Here is a 17,715-nt window from a genome sequence, read left to right on the forward strand (position 1 = left end):
ACGACAACAATATTCATCATCCTTGCTGAATAGGTGTCATCTCAATTCATGTATGAATAGGCTATATCATCAAGTCTATACTGGAGGTTTCTCGCATGATCATTAGAAAAGAGTATTACCCGTATTCTCATTACTATCATCACTCCCCTTCGCAAAGTCGTACAGCTTACCAGCCCGTACCTCTCCCTGAACAACAATATTCTTCGCAACCCCAGCCGCACGATCATCAAGCAGACAGGCAACTGGGGACAACGGAAGTTGTGAATGGGTATATGAATGGAAATATAGGCAAAGGGCAAGGACTTAGCCTCAATACCGGAGGAGAGCTGGGCGGTAAACATGGTGTTGGATTTAACACGGACGGACATGTAGCCTTCAATGGTGTGGGTGCTCATGCTAATGGTCACATAGGCGAGCAATATGGAATGAACGTGCAAGCTGGGGCCGACCTAAACAGCAACCAAGGCTTCGGATTTAGTACCGAAGCCCAACTTGGTGGAAAGTACGGTCTGGGCGCTCAGGCAAAGGGTCAATTGGGCGGTGGGCAACTAGCCGAGTTTAATACTGGAGCCCAACTCGGTGGTGAGCATGGTCTCAGCGCTAGTGCTGATAGCCACTTGAGTATTAATCAAGGAGCCAAGTTTAATACCGAAGCTCAACTCGGTGGTGAGCACGGTCTCAGTGCTAACGCCAACGGTCACTTGGGTATGAGCCAAGGCGTTGGATTTAAAACCGGAATGAATATCGGTGGCGAGCACGGATTCGGTGCTCATGCTAAAAGTCAGTTGGGTGGGGGACATGGAGTTGACTTGGGTATCGGGGGTCATTTAGGAGGTCATAACGGCCAATTGGGCATCAACATCGGTGGCAAAGATCATGCATTAAAGGATTAGAGAAATTTATATGATTAATGTGCATTCCGAACAAAAAGGACTTCCTCCTCTCCGCCCATGAGGACGAAAAGAAGGAAGTCCTTCAAGAATACATTGCCATACATGCTTCAATGGATGTAGTCATAGTTGAGATGTCAACCGAATCGAGCAACTTCTCTGTCCAGAGCCTCTTTTTTACCAGCCAAAATCTAGCGTTCTACCCGTTTCAACATTGTTAAACGATGGATGATTCTCTGTAAACTAATCATTAATCAACGTCAGTTTGGTACATTTACCAACAACCTCTAGGCTAATTGTTACCTTGGAATCCAATTCGAACATGAGCCTTACTTGCAAATGGAGGGCCCCCCTCCTAAATATCATAAAGGGGTATGTCTCGTTTTTCTTCTTGCCGACCCTCCGATGTCAGAACTCGATCCAAAATAATCTTCTCAAAATGGGCAGATCCACTATCCTTCATTCGTGGTCTAGACAGTGTAATCGAGATATCTTGAGCGATCCTGCCCTCCTCAATTAGAATAACGCGATCTGCCAGTGCAACAGCCTCGCTGACATCATGGGTGACCAGAACAGCGGTAAATCCGCGTTGCTCCCACAAGCCTTCAATTAATCGCTGCATGTCGATACGTGTTAAGGCATCAAGCGCCCCAAGTGGCTCATCGAATAGCAATAGACGCGGATTGCCAACTAGCGCTCGAGCCAAAGCTACGCGTTGGCGTTGTCCGCCCGACAGTACGGAAGGCCATTCCTTGCCTCGATCCTCCAGTCCTACCAACCTGAGGGCTGAATAAGCTTTTCGCTCCGCATCAAGTGAGCTTGCCCCTGATAAGCCAATTTTCACATTATCTAGCACTGTACTCCATGGTAGCAATCGTGCATCCTGAAACATAAATCGTGTATCGGGATTCATTCCAGCCACCTTCTGCCCTTGCCGTTTCAGTGAGCCACTACTAATCTCATCAAGCCCTGCCAACAGACGGAGCAGCGTACTTTTACCACAGCCGCTCCTGCCAACGATAGCAATAAACTCTCCTTGTTCTACCGATAAATGGATGTCGCTTAGCACCGACTTATTGCCAAATTGTTTGGCAACGCCATCCACCTCTAGGGATACTCCACGGGTCCTCTCGGAGAGTGGAGTAAGCGACTCGAGCGGTGTAGTTTCGCTTGACTCCTCGTATTGCCGATCAAGTGAATATGTCATGACGTCTTCGACAGCGAGACTTCCTTTGCGAAATGCGGATGCCACTTAAGCCATCTCCTTTCGAGCCATTTGGCCATCATATCTGAAAGTTTACCTAGTAACGCATACACCAATATGCTAAGTACAACGACATCCAATTGGAAAAATTCTCGGGCATTCATCGCCATATAGCCAATACCGGAATCGGCAGCAATGGTCTCCGCTACAATGAGCGTAAGCCACATAATACCGAGTGCGAAACGAAAACCTACTAGAATAGAAGGCATCGCCCCTGGCAAAATCACTTTACGATACAGTTGCCAGTTGCTTAGCCCGTATACTTTCCCCATTTCAATCAGACCTCGATCAACAGAATGAATCCCGTGTAGCGTATTTAAATAGATGGGAAACGATACGCCAAGTGCAACAAGAAACACTTTCGCTTCCTCTCCAATTCCGAACCATGCAATAACGAGCGGAATCATCGCTAAATGGGGGATATTCCGTATCATCTGAATCGATGAATCGGTCAGCTTCTCCGACAATGGGATGACACCATTCAACATTCCAAATACAAACCCTATCGACCCACCGATCAGAAATCCAATCAATGCTCTCCAAGAACTAATACCAATAGCCTCAATTAGTTTTCCGTTCCCAATCAATTCCACACCAGCTAAAATGACCTTATCAGGTGATGGTAACGTGCGTTCAGAAATAATGCCGATACTGCCAAGCACCTGCCACACTATGAGCACACCTACAGGAATGTACCAGGGCAACGCCGCAAGCATGAACCCTCTTTTTATCTTACTCATCACGACTCACTCCCTTTCGTTAATGAGCTGAAGCCTGCGGTGTAGGCCGAACTGTATTTGCGATTAATTCACCGAAGGGACTAATGGAGGATGGACCCGTTAAATCAGGTCTCTCTATCGACAGAAGCGGGAACAACAGCTCCGCTACCCGATAAGCTTCCTCCAGATGAGGATAACCAGAAAAGATAAATGTCTCAATGCCCAGTGCCTCATATTCTCTCATCCGTTCTGCGATGATCTCAGGACTGCCAACGAGTGCTGTTCCTGCCCCACCGCGGACGAGACCAACACCTGCCCATAGATTGGGGCTAATCTCCAGTTGCGACTTATTGCCTTGATGAAGGTTCGACATCCTTTTTTGACCGACGGAGTCAAAACGGGCAAAGATGCTCTGCGCCTCAGCTATAGTCTTATCGTCCAGATGACGGATCAGATCATCCGCAGCCTGCCATGCTTCGGCTTCAGTCTCCCGAACAATGACATGCAGACGGATGCCGAAGTGAATTTCACGCCCTTGCGCTGTCGCGAGCTTACGCATTTCTGCAATCTTCTTCGCTACCTCACCCGGAGGCTCGCCCCAAGTCAAGTAAACGTCAATATGATCTGCCGCTACCTTTTGTGCAGCAGGCGAGGACCCACCAAACCACAGCGGTGGATACGGCTGCTGAATAGCTGGATACAATACGCGTCCACCCTGCACCCGCAAGTGCTCACCTTCATAATCAACCGTTTCTCCTGACAACTCTCTGCGCCATATATCAAGAAATTCACTTGTAACCTCGTATCGCGTCGAATGGTCGAGGAACAAACCATCGCCCGCCAATTCTACAGGATCTCCCCCTGCCACCACATTGATCAGTAGCCTGCCACCCGAGATCCGATCCAAGGTAGCTGTCATTCGCGCGGCCAGCGTTGGCGACATCAGGCCTGGACGTACCGCAACTAAAAACTTCAGCCGCTTCGTGACAGGAACAAGAGATGCCGCCACAACCCACGGATCCTCGCAGGAACTTCCTGTCGGAATCAATACGCCTTCATAACCAAGCCGATCTGCAGCTCCAGCAATTTGTTGCATATATTCAGCATCCACAACTCGAGCGCCTTGGCTCGTACCGAGATAACGCCCATCTCCATGCGTAGGAATAAACCAGAATACTTTCATGCCTCTCACTCCTTGTAACCATTTTTTATTTTAGAATAGCGTCATTAATATCGATAACTTTCGGGATAAGCTCCAAATCATAGAACGTATCCGCAATAGCTTGCTGGATTTGGATGAGCTCGCCATCAATGGGTTGAACACCATATGCTCGGCGACCTGCTGCCAAAATAAGTGATTCTACATCAATGCCAAGCTGCGGGGACAGCTTCTCAGCTAGTTCCTTCGGATGCTCCTTCGACCAGATATCAATTTTATTGGATTCCTCCAACAATATATCGACGATGTCGGGATACTTCTCCGCAAAGGCGCGAGTCGCCAAGTAAAATTCATGATTGGATACAACCCCCGTACCGTCCGCTAGCAATTTACCTCCTGTAGCTGTCTGTGCTGCGGCCAGGAATGGATCCCAAATGACCCATGCATCTACAATGCCTTTCTCAAAGGCAGCGCGGGCATCCGCAGGCGGTAGAAACTTCACATTAACATCCTTATATGCGACTCCGGCTTGTTCAAGCTGCTTCACTAACAAATAATGTACATTTGAGCCTTTATTCAGAACAACTGTCTTACCCTTTAGATCGGCTACCGTCTGAATGGGAGAATCTTTCGGCACAATGATTCCTTCACTCTCAGGACTTGCTGGCTCATGCGCAAGATACACGAGCGGTGCACCAGCAGCTTGCGCAAATATAGGCGGAGCCTCTCCCGTATGTCCAACATCCAAGCTTCCAACATTTAGCGCCTCCAACAACTGCGGACCACCAGGAAATTCAATCCAATCAATCTTGATATTCCTCTCGTCAGCAAGACGCTTATCAAGTGCACCATCCGCCTTTAGAATATTAATCGTTCCGTATTTCTGAAAGCCAATTCGTATAGTTATATCCCTTGTCGCCGAAGCCCCGGGAGGAGAATCAGCCTCCTTGACGCTCTGGCCTCCGTTGGCACTACAGGCTGACAGCACCAACGATAATAACAGCACCGATGAAATGGCCAATCTACGATTGAATGAATTTCTTCTCCGTTTCATAATAAACCTACTCCCCTTTTGCTTTCGGACCCCTAGAATCAACAAAGGTCCCCCGAATCGCAACAAATATGCGATAAGAGAGACCTCCGGTTGTCCGGTAAATCCAAAGTATTTTATTAATCCGATAATACAACTAGGATTTATTGGAATTTTAACACTGTACACAAGTTAGTGTCAAGAGGTTATTTATTTATAACGATAAACATGAGTCCCTATTCTGACAATAATTACACCCTCTACATAAGTATCCTCTACTCTCAAAGGAGTTTCCTTCATAGATAGTTTACGCACATATTCAAAATCCGGATGAACCACTTCATCTGAAAGGTACGCCGACTTCACACTCCCGGGTATTCTTTTTCGATTAAGTGATGCTATCATTTGTTCCGACGTTCTGATCCCTATTCCATGTCCGAAGTATAAATTATCCGCTAACAAGACCGCATTCTCTCCCTGCCATTCCGGCGTTTCTGGGGCATGGTCTGGGTTTTTGAAATAAACGATATCTCCAGGGTAAGCCTCATTCTTATGATTTATTATAACTAACTGTAAGTCGCTATCATATTGCCAATCCCTTAAGAACAAATCTTTGAAATATACATTAAATGTTTCCTTTTGAATGGCACCCAATGTCGCCTTATATAAGATTATCACCATAGCTGTGGCACATTCAAAGGCATAAAGATGTCCATTTGCGAAAATATCACTAATCCCATCTGAAGGCAACATACCTTCCTTCAATCTGAAACCTCCATCTCCTGTTCGCGTCCATAACTTCGTATTGCATCGAGAGTTCTTAAAGATGGCGAAGCTCACATCACTATCCCCTAAAGCTTTGGCCGATTCCACAATACCCGTCCTCATTTTTAACTCAAATTCTAGAGCCTCTGGGGAATCATAATGATAGACGATCTGACTCTTTTTCTTTTGATTCACAATATCCTTTTCTAAATTCGATAGCTGTAACGTACTATTTATTTGTTCTACATCAAAACCCGAGATCAGAATCATCGCACGTACCTCCATACTGCATTTTCTGAATATAGTCTATTGTACGTGTCTTCTTCGGTGTTGGTGCGGAGTAACTGAGCGGTTCTCGTATCTTAAGAGAACCCCCGACCTAGAGACGGTCAGGGGTTCTGCTCCACTATTTTAAGGCAACGTTACTAAGATTGGTTTAACCGTATTAGCAAAATTATAATTGCTCGTTTTGTCCCAGTTAATGGACCATGTCATCGCACCACGAATATCCGGGTACTTAGCTACAGGTTTATAACTTCCACAACCACTACCGGTTGCCAAGCAATTCAATGCATTGTTCACCACACTAGGTGCAATATACCCACCTCCAGCTGCAGAAGAAACGGCTGGAACACCGAGTCCCAATTGTGAAGGAGCAATCCACTGAAGTGTCAAATCGGAAAGGGCTGTCAGGAAGTTAATTGTTCCTTGTGAATAACACTGTCCATCGCGCCCCAACATACAACCTGAATTATAATACTGAACATTCACAACCGTTGTGATGTCCTTCAGATTATTGTATAGCTGTATATAAGATGAAGTCTGGTATTGCATATCGATCGTTTGCGGAGCCATGGTCAGGATGAATCCGGAACCAAACTGTTGCTGTACTTGGCGAACCGCTGACGTTAAATTCGCCACGTTCATGCCGCTCTCCAGATCGATATCGATACCATCCAATCCATACTGAGTAATCAGACCGGACATGCTGGTAACGAAATTAGATACATTCGGTGATGCGCTACCTAGATTGACATTACCCATCTCTCCCCCTATGGAAAGAATAACCTTTTTCCCTTGTGCACGCTTGGCCTGAATATCACTAATCAAATTAGCATTGGTATACCCGCCAAGGGCAGCAGATAAGGAAGAATCAATATTAAAGGTGACTCCACCCGGTTTCGTTAGGTCCATATCTGCAAATGACAGTACTATAATATCGTATTGACTTGGTATATCACTTACTTTTAAATTTGAAGATCCATTAATGAAATTATGCCAGTACCCTGTCAAGATATGTTTAGGCAGTTGACCGCTACCTGCGGTATGAGTTGTTGCAGTAACCGCTACGCTTGCGGGGGAGACATTACCTACGGCATCTGTGGCGACAATGGTAAAGGAATACGGCGTGCTAACTGCGAGCCCTGTCACCGTAACTGTTGTACCTGTTACCACTTGTGCTAACGTCGTGCCTTTGTAGACGTTATACCCTGTGACACCTACATTATCTGTGGATGCAGTCCAAGATAATGAAACACTTGATGTAGTAATTTCACTTACAGTAACATTCGTTGGAACCGTCGGTGCTTGGGTATCCACTCCTATGACAACATCTGTTGTCGCACTAACTTGGTTACTGTAGGCAGACACATTACCTGCTGCATCCTTTGCCTTAACTTGATACATATAGGTAGTGTTAGCATTGAGCCCTGTATTTGTATAAGAAAGAGTGCTTCCCAAGACATTTCCCACCAGCGTGGAACCCCGATAGACATCGTAACCCGTTACGCCAACATTATCCGACGAAGCATTCCAGGCCAACGTTATGCTGGATGTTGTGGTACCCGTCGCTTGTAGATTCGAAGGAGCGGAAGGGGCTTGGGTATCGCTACCTCCTCCCCCCGGAACCAGCTGCCAAAGCGCAGGTACAATAGGGGGCTCCCAACCTATCAGGGATGTGTGGGCTTGAATATCCTTATACGTGTTCCCACCATACGTCACCGTATCATTGACTGCATAAGATACATTAGGCGCCCACGCGCCCCGGTCAGCAGCAGAAGCCATGGACGGCAACAGTCCAACAAATACTACTAAAATAATCATAAGCGGAAGTGCTCTTCTGAACCCTTTTACCCTTCCCATGAATAATTTTCTCATATCATCGCCTCCTACAATTTTTCTTACCGTTTCTTAAACAATAAGCAGTAAGAAACACACCTCCCATTTACAAGATATACATCATGAAAGCGTAGAAGTTAAGCAAGTAACAGGCAGTGCCATAGATGCAGCGTATATTAAATATGCAGCATGCACAGGAGTATCACGTAAAGGATCATGAGAAAGAAAGTATAGGAGTTGTTCAGTGATAAAGCAGCGGTGTAATCGTGTTGGGATGGAACTAAAGTGGATGGAACCAACGTAATACGTAGAGGAAAGCAGACTGGTAGCGTTTACATTAAATCGGATGGAATTCATTTTATTTCTGCTAACAGCATAGATGACAACATCTGATCACCTACATCAATTTAAAGGTGTTCAATAATCTGTCACACCTCTGATGTAATTTATAGCCATTGTAATAGATTAAAACAAATTGGTCTATAGCTCAATAGTTTCATTTTTTCCATATATCACTAGTTTTATAGGCCATAAGAATGATGATGCATGCAAGATATTGTTTTTTCTCGAACGGAGCTACCTCTATATGAACTTCACCTGCATCTGCGTCATCCTTTGTGTGTTGTTGATTAGGACTTATAATACTACTGGATTAGCAGATACTTTTCCGTTTTTATCCTATCACACAACGAGAAGGCATACCGATTTTCAAGATAATGCCTTCTCCCTTTTTAGTGGTTCTTGCACTCTTGATCCTTTATTTCGAGGTTACCGGCAAGGTCATCTCCAACTCGGGAATATACTCTACTTTTACATGTCCATCTTCGCCTATTTCGAATTCATTTGCAGGGTAATCTTTATAAACATAATGAAATGGTTTTAACGTTATTGATTTCGGAATGGATTCAAAAGGTTCAAATCGAGTATCCATTATTAAAACATTTCCGTTCGTTGCACTAGATCCCTGACCACCAGTTTCTTGCGCTTGTTCTCCTTTTTCATTAAATAAATCGTAGCCAATCAACTCCAATGATGAAATCTTCATGTTCTCGGGCAATTCTATCCGTGTAGTGATGTTAGTTGTTATTGGTGTAAGTTCAATTTTCTCAAGTTTTAAATTTATGTCCTCAACATTACGATTTATGGAAGGGGTAAGCACTACATTGTTCTTGGTGTTCATTTCTACTGGAATATTCAATTTAAATGGGCCTCGAATTCCCGAGACTTTTAAATCCAAAGAAATTTCAAATTTTTGTGGCAAAGCTTCCCCTCCTTGATTTCTCAGATCTGAAAATTCCAGAATCAATGAATTTGCATCCGGACTCGGATGCATAACAACCCCAGTACGATTACCTCCCCCTGTAGTAGAATAGGATTTAGAAGACTCCCCTTTAATAGACAGATTTACACCATTAATTGATTCTATTAAAGTTTCCTCAAACAAATGATTATCTGAAACTTTACGTTCGATTCCGATCGATACACGAGTACCATCGAACGATACAGCCGTTGCCTGTACTGTCAAACCATCATGAGTATCGCTTGCATTAGGAACGGTAAAAAGCCCCTTTTCATCTGCAGCTTTCAAACCAAGATCACCAGCCAATTGAAATATACTATCCATCCCTGGAATCCGTTTAATGGATGCTGCCATCGTCGGTGAAATAAATCCAGTAGCTGTGACAACAGTGAAAATAATAATAGCTGTAGCGGCAAATATCATTGCCCTGCGCCAACCCTTTTGCTGATGAGTAACGGTTATCGTTTTCATATTATTGTTTTCATAACGTTCCATAATACGATCCGTTAAATCAACTTCAACTGGAGTCTCCAATATTAGCCTTTTCAGTTTTAGGATTTCGTTATCTTCCAAATCGGTATGACTGTTCATGTTTTCCACCCCCCTGTTCTTTCTCAAGAATTAATTTTTTGCGAATACGTTCATATTTCTTGCGGATAGTGGTTGGTTTAAGCTCCATAATAAAAGCTATCTCATCGTAACTGTACTCCTCAAGAGATCGTAAGAGTAAAATTTGCCGTTCTTCTAAGTTAAGCTTGTCTAGACAGTCATGAATAAATTCCGTATATATATATTTCTGTTCTTGTTGTTGGTTCACTTGATACTCTATAAAGGATTTATGTTCTTTGTTTTTTTTCTTAATTAAATCAGTACAGTGATTTTTAGCAATTTTGTATATCCACGCTGACAGTGAATTAGTGTTAATAAAGCCGTTAATATTCACTAATACTTTGATAAAAGTGTCTTGAGTAGCATCCTCTGCCTCTTCTTGATTTCTAAGTAAATAATAACAGTACAGATATATCTGTCTTTGATAGCGGTCAATAATGATAGAATAGGAGCGTTTATCTCCCAGCTGAATCTTGTCTAAGATTAGCTTCATATCGATATCCTTCTGGTGTGAATTATTCATACCAAACCTCCTCTCCCTACATATATAACTAAAAAATATAGGCTTTTGTGACATTGATAGTTTTTATTTATTTTACTGTATATTTCAAAAGATGAAGAGTTTACAGATGAAGTAAATAGAGTAATTGCAAAATGTACACTTATTTAGAAGATAAGGTAGGCGTGAGAGAAACAGCTGCAACACCATCACCAATAGTCATCTTCCGCCTCCACCATTCACTATTAAGTGCAATAAGTACAACTACATTCAACCCAATCCCTCTGAAGCTAAGTTTAGTTGCATAGAGTACATCTAAATTACTGGAAATCCCACTTTTCAGCGTTATCGCCATTTTTAACTGTCCTTTTTACAACTAATTCTCTCTTTTCCTACATTTCCTGCTAATTAAGTGTACTTTCTGCATCTATTCTAGCCTCACCTTCACTACCTTCATGCTCGAAGCATTGTTCGTCACTCTAATGTCGTCACTCTATGCAATTCTACTGAATTACATACGAAATTTAAGATATTTTATGGAATTTGGTGGGTGTCGTATCGGCTATTCAAGTGATTTCAACACCTTATAAAGACTTTTAAAAATCATAAAGGGTAGAGCAGGAAGTCCTCCAAAAAACTTATACTTTCTATTATTATTTAAACAAAAATAGACAGAGAATCAGATGTTATCTGATATCCCTATCCATTCTTAAACCCACATTCAACTAGCTGAATACCCCATCCCTCTCGGGCTTAACCTTTAATCGAACCTGCTACCATGCCCTTCATAATCTGATCTTGTAGAATTAGATACACAACAATGGTGGGGATGACGGCGATCGACATAGCGCCCATTGTCAGGCTGTAATCGGTTCCGAACCCGTCTGAGAATAAGGCGAGACTGAGTGGCAGTGTCTTTAGCGCCTGTGAGTTAATGAACACGAGGGCAAAAGAGAAGTCATTCCAGAACCGCAGAAATGCTAAAATTGAAATCGTAGCGATGATGGGAGTACAGAGCGGGAAGATAATCCGACCGAAGATCCCCCACCAACCATTACCATCGATCATGGCCGCTTCCTCAATTTCCTTCGGAATAGAAGCCATGTAACCCATAGCCAAGAAAATGGCGATCGGAAGCTCAAACGCCGTGTACGGCAAAATGAGTGCCCCGTACGTATTCAACAAATTCATCTCTTTCATCATAAGAAATAACGGCACAAGCGTACTATGAATCGGAATCAGTAGACCTGCTAAGAATAATCCCACAACAACCTTCTTAAATCGGAAATCGAATCGTGAGAGCACGTAACCTGCGAGCAGACCAAGGACAAGCGTGAGAATCACTGAAGTTATCGTCACGAATGTAGAATTGATCATCGCTTTCCCCATATTCCCTAGTTCCCACGCACGAAAAATATTGTCTGTCATCCAAACTTGCGGCAGGGCGTACGGACGTCTGAAAAAGTCTTCATTTGTCTTAAATGCACTAATGAACAACCAATACAAAGGATATAACGTAAACACGGCATATCCAATTAAAACTAACTTTCCAAGCCCGGACAATCCCTTTCCTGCAAGTTTTTTTACTGGGGAATCCATGGTGGTTCTAGTCGTCCTACTTGTGTTTAATTCCACACCCCTTCCTCCTTCTCGTTATCCCGCTTTCCTCCGGGTCAGGATATAGTTCATCCCGATCAGTAAGGCGCTAATGATCATGATGATGGTGGACACGGCAGAACCGTACCCATAACGGTAGACACGAAACGTGTTGTTGTACATGTAAGTGGCAAGCAGCTCTGTCGATTGCGCTGGTCCTCCGTGCGTCATCACCATGACATGGTCGAACGCCTTCAAGCTTCCCGAGATACATAGTACAAGGGTAACAACCACGGTGGTCCAGATCATGGGTAGCGTTACGTAGACCAACTTCTTCCCACCTCTTGCCCCATCGATCTGAGCGGCATCATCAATTTCTGGCGATATATTCTGCAGCGCTGCAATAAAGATGATCATATACGGCCCTATATTACTCCAGTTAATCGGAATCGTGATCGCCAACATATTCACTTTCGGTTCGGAGAGCCAAGCTCGAGTCCAAGACTCAAGCCCGACAGCCTCCAAGATTGTATTAACCAGTCCGAACTGCGAATGGTAGATATATCCCCAAATGAGTCCCACAACAACGGTTGAGAGCACCATAGGCATGAATACCGAAGAACGAATAAATCGACTAAAGAATGAGTTCTTGAGCAGAACTAAAGCTAAGAGAAGCGCGATGGGAATCTGCCCAACAATCGCTGATACAACCAGAATCAAGTTATTTCTAAGCGCTCTCCAAAATATGTGATCCTGCATAATTTCACTGTAGTTACCGAAGCCAATAAATCTAGATGCTCCAATTCCCTTCCACTCAAACATCCCATAGTAAGCGGACCAAAAAATAGGTATGATGACAAACACTACGAACAGAAGAAGCGCCGGAAGCAGAGCGAGTGCAATGAATCCTTTACTACGTAGAGCGATAGGCATGGTAAGTCTCCCTCCTTACGTCGACTCAAGATAGCACTATTATGGGGTAACTGATCTTGCCTGCGCATCTTGAAGCTTCTTCGCGACACTTTGTGGAGTTCCACCTGTCATTATTTCTTGAAGCCCGTTGTTCATCACTTCTGCCGCTTCTGCAGACAAATATGCGTCGTAGACCGGTGTGATGTTGGTCTTCTTAACCAAATTAAACGCTTTATAGTAGAGCGAACTTACTTTGGATTGATCAATGTCGGTATTGTACATCACCATAGAATTGCTCTCTGCAATCGCCTTCTGAGCATCCGGACCGCTAACAGCATAGACAAGTTTGAGGGCCGCATCTTTAACTGCGCCTTCTGTACGCTTGCTCAATGCCATACCACCACCTGCACCGCCAGAAATGGTATTCCCATCTCCTTTACCTCCTGGAATAGATGGAAGTACAGTGACATCAATGTCTTTCATCTGTTCTTCGCTCGCTGATGCTGCCAAATTAGTGAGCGTCCAAGCACCGCTAATCATCATAGCTGCATTTCCTTGAATGAAATATTGTTCTGCTTGCGTATTGTCTATACTGTTGGCGCCCTCTTGGAAAGCTTTATTATCGACAAGTTGCTTAAAGTAACCCAGTGCTTCAACAAATTCAGGATCTGTAAATTTGGCACCTGTCTGGGCTGATGCATTCTTGAACCATTCCGTTCCAGTTACACGATCGGCAAGCGAACCGATGATCGTCGATTGCGCCACCCATGGTGCTTTATTCCCAAGGGCAATCGGAGTAATCTTGTTCTCGTTAAAGACCTTTATGGCGGTCATCATTTCAACCCATGTTGTAGGGACCTTCACGTTGTATTGCTTAAATAGGGATGTATTGTAGTAGAGTATAGATGTTGCGGACATCCCTATAGGAGCTGTATAAATTTCGTCTGGCTCAAATGTGAAGGCATCAAACGCGCCTGGCATGAAGTTATCTTTCCACTCCGGATTCTGATCAATAACTTCTGTAATAGGTTGTAATAATCCGGCCTTATATAATTCAGAGGAATGACTTCCCGCATAGACGAAGAATAAATCGGGCAGTTCATTGCCAGCTGCAACTGTGCTTAAGCGTTGACGGTAGCCATCCGGCGGAATCGCCTGCGCATCGAGTTCTACCAGCGGATTATCCTGAGCGAATTTCTCAATAAGCCCTCTTACCGTTTTGGCACGCAAGTCATCTCCAGCGAAGTTATGCCAGATCGTCAGCTTGACCTTCTCACCCTTTTTGGTAACTCCTTCAGCCTTGTTGTTGCCGCTGTCTCCACAAGCTGCAAGGATAAATGCCATAATCAGTAGTAACAGACTCATTTTCCGTATTGATTTCATCGTCAATCCCCCTTAGTTCATTCTGTAAAATTGAATAACCTAAGTATAATAAGGATGACAGCGTATACATAGGGGATATACTTCAGGGGATAGGGGGACAATTCTCAGCCTTTTTCCCGATACTCCGATGGGGTCTGTCCCGTAAACTTTTTGAACAAACGATTAAAATACTTAATATCTTCATATCCGATTCGATTTGCCACTTCGCTGATTTTGGCAGGTGTCTCGCTTAACATAACCATCGCTTTGCGTAATTTGGCCTGTGTTACGAATTCAATATAGTTCTGCCCCGTATCCCGTTTGAATACTTCGCTGAAATAGTTCGGGTTCATATGCACATGTCTGGCCACTTGGCTCAGTGAGAGGCTTTGATCCAAGTGATCGTGAATATAGGCAAGGGCCCGCTGAACAGGGCTTGTGCCGGAAACCATCAGACTGTACTGCTTCATCATCGATTCAAAATGAACCATCAGCGTTTGCTCCGGTCTTTCCGCTAACTCTACCTTGTCCACTTCCCCATGAGGTAGCAGATTGGAATATCCAATGGAAGAGGCGGCGCGTTCCAACCATCGGTAACCAGCAATAAGCCATGAGTGTATGTAAGTCTGAACCGAACTAGGTGTTGCCTGATCATCCTGCTTAATCCGCTCTAATATATTCCTAATCGCTACCCGTAAGCCATCCGTACTACCTGCCCGCAATAAGGAGAAGAATGTGGTTTCTTCTTCTATCGTAGATACCATTCGGAGCCCCTTACGTTCTTCGATGTCTTCATAACGTACACTCCGTTCATGACTTAGTAGCCAACCGTAGGAGCTAGCTTCTACGGCCGTTTCTATAGCTTCACGTAACTGGTATGCGTCTTCTATATTCCGACCGCAAGCGGCAAATATTTGACAACAGAGCGCTTCCTCCGCTTTTCGAATCGCCCATTCCACTAGATCCCAACCTTTATTATCCACCTCTATTTTCACTATTAGCAGCAAGCATTGATTCCATGACAACCACTCACATGGCAGCAGCCCTGCTAATATTTCACCAATGGCAGTATGTAGCATATCTGGATTTCGGACCTCTTTTGTATCCTCATCTTTCGCAGAGATGACCCAGATCTGTAGTTGCTGTTTCCCTTTGTCCACAAGCAATCCCGGGTATCTGTTCCATAGCTCTGTTACCGTTTGCTCATTTGGACTAGAAGCAGACGCGAACAGTTGTCTTAGGAAACTTCGGTTCACTACGGTTTCCTTCGCTCTACCCTGTTCATCCTTATGTCTTCGCTGTTCAAGTCGTTGCTTGGCCCGGAGGGCAGCTTGGATAATTTCATCGGGCCGGCTTGTTTTGAGCAGATAATCGCTGACTCCTTCCCGCAAGGCCTGTTGGGCATAGGCAAACTCATCAAAACCTGAGATGATGATCATTTCCATGTCTGGATACTCCCTTTTGACTTCGTGAACCATCTCCAGACCACTTTTCCCTGTCATCCGAATGTCCGTAAAGATAATCTCGGGGCGTTCGTTAGGAATACGTAATAGAGCCTCCTCAGCCGAAGCCGCCGGTTCCAGTACAGTAAATCCGCTATCTTTCCAATTGATTACTGTGCTTAATCCGGTACGGATAATCACTTCATCATCAACAATTAGCACTTTCATTCTCATCATCACCTTTGCTACATTACTTGTGTGCTGTCCGTTGTTTCCGAACTCTGTACAGGGATAGGGATGGTAAACATGATCCGCGTTCCCTTACCCTCTGTACTATCAACACGAAGCCCTGCCTCCTTGCCGTAATGAAGCACAAGTCGATTATTAACGTTTCGCAGCCCATACCCTCCTTTCGTGGAGTTTGCCTTCTCATGAGTCGGATACTCCGACAGCTGAGTGCGAAGCCAATTCAATCGCTCCTGTGTCATCCCGATGCCATTGTCTGCTACAGTAAAATGGATGCCTTGATCATCGGAATCGGCATAGATCGTAATACATCCTTGTCCATCCCGTTTCAATATGCCATGTAGCATCGCATTCTCGACCAATGGCTGCAGCAGAAGTTTCAACATAAACTGTTTCTCCTGTATAGTAGCATCCACATTCACCTGAAGTTCAAATTTATCTGGATACCGAATAGATTGAATGCTTACGTAATTTTTGACATGCATGATCTCTTGCTCAATGGAACAATACTCTTGACCATCATTTAGGCTAAATCTCAGGAAGTCGCTTAATGACCCTACCATTTCAGCAATTTTGGCATCGCCGTTCATCAGTGCCAGCCAATGAATGGAGGATAAGGTATTGTACAGAAAATGCGGATTGATCTGAATTTGTAGCGCCTGCATATCCGCTTCCTTTTTAAGCGATTCATTCCATTTAACTTCGTCCGTCAGTTTGACAATCCGTGAGCTTAACTTGTTATAGCTGACAATGAGCTGACCCACTTCATCTATGGACTTCACAGGAATAGCAGGCATTGGCTCATCCGGGCTTGAATTCTTGAGAAATTTAGCTAATGCAGACAATGGCTTCGTTATTTTTTGGATGAGAACGAGAACGAAAATAATAACGAAAAGAATCGCAACCGAGACAGCTACGGCCGTCAAAGTAAGAAAATAACGGTTTTGTGAACGGTATTCTTCCGAGGGGATAATACCAACCAACTTCCAGTTTACACTGGACATAGTTTTATAGAGGATGGTTTTCTTCTCAGCCCCTTCTCCGTAGTCCATAAACCCGCTGACTCCTTCAAATGGGCCTATATCCGGATAATAGTCCGAGATTGGAAGATTTGTCTCCCAGTCGGGAGGACCGGCGAGAATTCGATTTCTCTCATCAAGGAGTAGAACAAACCCGCTTTTCTCCAAAACGGATTGTCTGATTTGTTGTGCAATCACGGCTTGATCAAGATTAATTTGCTCTTTCCCAATCAGTTTGTATTTATCTGTACTGCGGATCGGTCTAGCAAGTGTAATCACCTCACGCACCCCATCAAAGGTCCACTGCTTGTGTACGGAGGACCACCATTTGGGTTGCTGCTCATAATAATCGGGGAAAGTTTGCGTAATATCAGTGAAATCAGACCCAACTAATGATTTATGCGAAATGGGCGGTTTGGCACCCAAGGGTTCAATAATGATGTTCGCAATATAATCTTTGGAAAAAGCTAGATTCGTTAAGAAATTAATGATCGACGTTTGCTGGAAGAAGTCACCCTCAGGCGACTTCAGATAATCCTGCACGCCGTTATGTCCGATTAGAAATAGAGACATGTTCTCCACATCCTTAACCATCGTAGCCAAATAAGCTTCCAACTGGCGTAACGTGTTCATCCCTGATATTTTTGCCTTCTCCTCTGTGAGACCTGCCGCTATGTTATATGAGAAGAATCCTAGAAACAGCAGTGGAACAAGTGTAGCCAAGATGATTAACAGTGATAATTTGTGTTTAAGGGATCTCCCTAGCCATTTCTCCATACTCACAC

Annotated in this window: 15 protein-coding genes; 1 reads left to right on the top strand and 14 read right to left on the bottom strand. The window is 44.1% G+C overall.

Translation table 11 applies throughout. From position 1 onward, the window contains the following. Positions 1-95 precede the first annotated feature (95 nt). Complete coding sequence (locus tag ACP8HI_RS20945; RefSeq protein WP_438348084.1) at positions 96-893, top strand: hypothetical protein; 798 nt, start codon at positions 96-98, stop codon at positions 891-893. A 352-nt stretch (positions 894-1,245) separates the two neighbouring features. Here ACP8HI_RS20945 and ACP8HI_RS20950 read toward each other — a convergent pair whose 3' ends face one another. The 14 genes from ACP8HI_RS20950 to ACP8HI_RS21015 all read right to left on the bottom strand — a co-directional run bounded on the left by ACP8HI_RS20950 (position 1,246) and on the right by ACP8HI_RS21015 (position 17,707). Next, on the bottom strand, positions 1,246-2,142 hold the full coding sequence (locus tag ACP8HI_RS20950) for an ATP-binding cassette domain-containing protein (RefSeq protein ID WP_438348085.1): 897 nt from the start codon (positions 2,140-2,142) through the stop codon (positions 1,246-1,248). Further along, the gene (ssuC, locus tag ACP8HI_RS20955) at positions 2,094-2,894 is read right to left on the bottom strand and encodes an aliphatic sulfonate ABC transporter permease SsuC (RefSeq protein WP_438348086.1); all 801 of its coding nucleotides are present in this window, start codon (positions 2,892-2,894) and stop codon (positions 2,094-2,096) included. The genes ACP8HI_RS20950 and ssuC overlap by 49 nt, the downstream gene beginning before the upstream one ends. Positions 2,895-2,913: 19 nt before the next feature. Continuing rightward, positions 2,914-4,056: an FMNH2-dependent alkanesulfonate monooxygenase gene (ssuD, locus tag ACP8HI_RS20960; protein WP_438348087.1), complete on the bottom strand. Its 1,143-nt coding sequence runs from the start codon at positions 4,054-4,056 to the stop codon at positions 2,914-2,916. Positions 4,057-4,081: 25 nt separating this feature from the next. Next, positions 4,082-5,086 (bottom strand): sulfonate ABC transporter substrate-binding protein, encoded by a 1,005-nt coding sequence (locus tag ACP8HI_RS20965; protein ID WP_438348088.1) that lies wholly within the window; start codon positions 5,084-5,086, stop codon positions 4,082-4,084. A 186-nt stretch (positions 5,087-5,272) separates the two neighbouring features. Next, a complete protein-coding gene (locus tag ACP8HI_RS20970; protein WP_438348089.1) occupies positions 5,273-6,097 on the bottom strand; it encodes a protein-glutamine gamma-glutamyltransferase in 825 nt (274 codons plus the stop codon). Positions 6,098-6,238: 141 nt separating this feature from the next. Beyond that, positions 6,239-7,984, bottom strand: coding sequence for a fibronectin type III domain-containing protein (locus ACP8HI_RS20975; RefSeq protein ID WP_438348090.1), 1,746 nt, complete (start codon positions 7,982-7,984; stop codon positions 6,239-6,241). 718 nt (positions 7,985-8,702) lie between these two features. Continuing rightward, on the bottom strand, positions 8,703-9,836 hold the full coding sequence (locus tag ACP8HI_RS20980) for a DUF4179 domain-containing protein (protein ID WP_438348091.1): 1,134 nt from the start codon (positions 9,834-9,836) through the stop codon (positions 8,703-8,705). Continuing rightward, the gene (locus tag ACP8HI_RS20985) at positions 9,808-10,377 is read right to left on the bottom strand and encodes an RNA polymerase sigma factor (protein WP_438348092.1); all 570 of its coding nucleotides are present in this window, start codon (positions 10,375-10,377) and stop codon (positions 9,808-9,810) included. Before ACP8HI_RS20985 ends, ACP8HI_RS20980 begins: the two co-directional genes overlap by 29 nt. 139 nt (positions 10,378-10,516) lie before the next feature. Beyond that, positions 10,517-10,708, bottom strand: coding sequence for a hypothetical protein (locus tag ACP8HI_RS20990; RefSeq protein WP_438348093.1), 192 nt, complete (start codon positions 10,706-10,708; stop codon positions 10,517-10,519). Positions 10,709-11,106: 398 nt separating this feature from the next. Then, positions 11,107-11,952: a carbohydrate ABC transporter permease gene (locus ACP8HI_RS20995; protein WP_438351929.1), complete on the bottom strand. Its 846-nt coding sequence runs from the start codon at positions 11,950-11,952 to the stop codon at positions 11,107-11,109. 54 nt (positions 11,953-12,006) lie between these two features. After that, positions 12,007-12,882 (bottom strand): carbohydrate ABC transporter permease, encoded by an 876-nt coding sequence (locus ACP8HI_RS21000; protein ID WP_438348094.1) that lies wholly within the window; start codon positions 12,880-12,882, stop codon positions 12,007-12,009. A 39-nt stretch (positions 12,883-12,921) separates the two neighbouring features. Then, positions 12,922-14,244: an extracellular solute-binding protein gene (locus ACP8HI_RS21005; RefSeq protein ID WP_438348095.1), complete on the bottom strand. Its 1,323-nt coding sequence runs from the start codon at positions 14,242-14,244 to the stop codon at positions 12,922-12,924. Between the two features lie 104 nt (positions 14,245-14,348). After that, positions 14,349-15,893, bottom strand: a complete 1,545-nt coding sequence (locus tag ACP8HI_RS21010; protein ID WP_438348096.1) for a response regulator transcription factor — start codon at positions 15,891-15,893, stop codon at positions 14,349-14,351. Between the two features lie 17 nt (positions 15,894-15,910). After that, positions 15,911-17,707 carry a sensor histidine kinase gene (locus ACP8HI_RS21015; protein WP_438348097.1) on the bottom strand — a complete coding sequence of 599 codons (1,797 nt, stop codon included), beginning with the start codon at positions 17,705-17,707 and terminating at the stop codon, positions 15,911-15,913. Positions 17,708-17,715: the final 8 nt, after the last annotated feature.

The sequence above is a fragment of the Paenibacillus sp. FA6 genome (genome assembly GCF_051550225.1).
In the GTDB taxonomy this organism is placed as follows: Bacteria; Bacillota; Bacilli; order Paenibacillales; family Paenibacillaceae; genus Paenibacillus_AQ.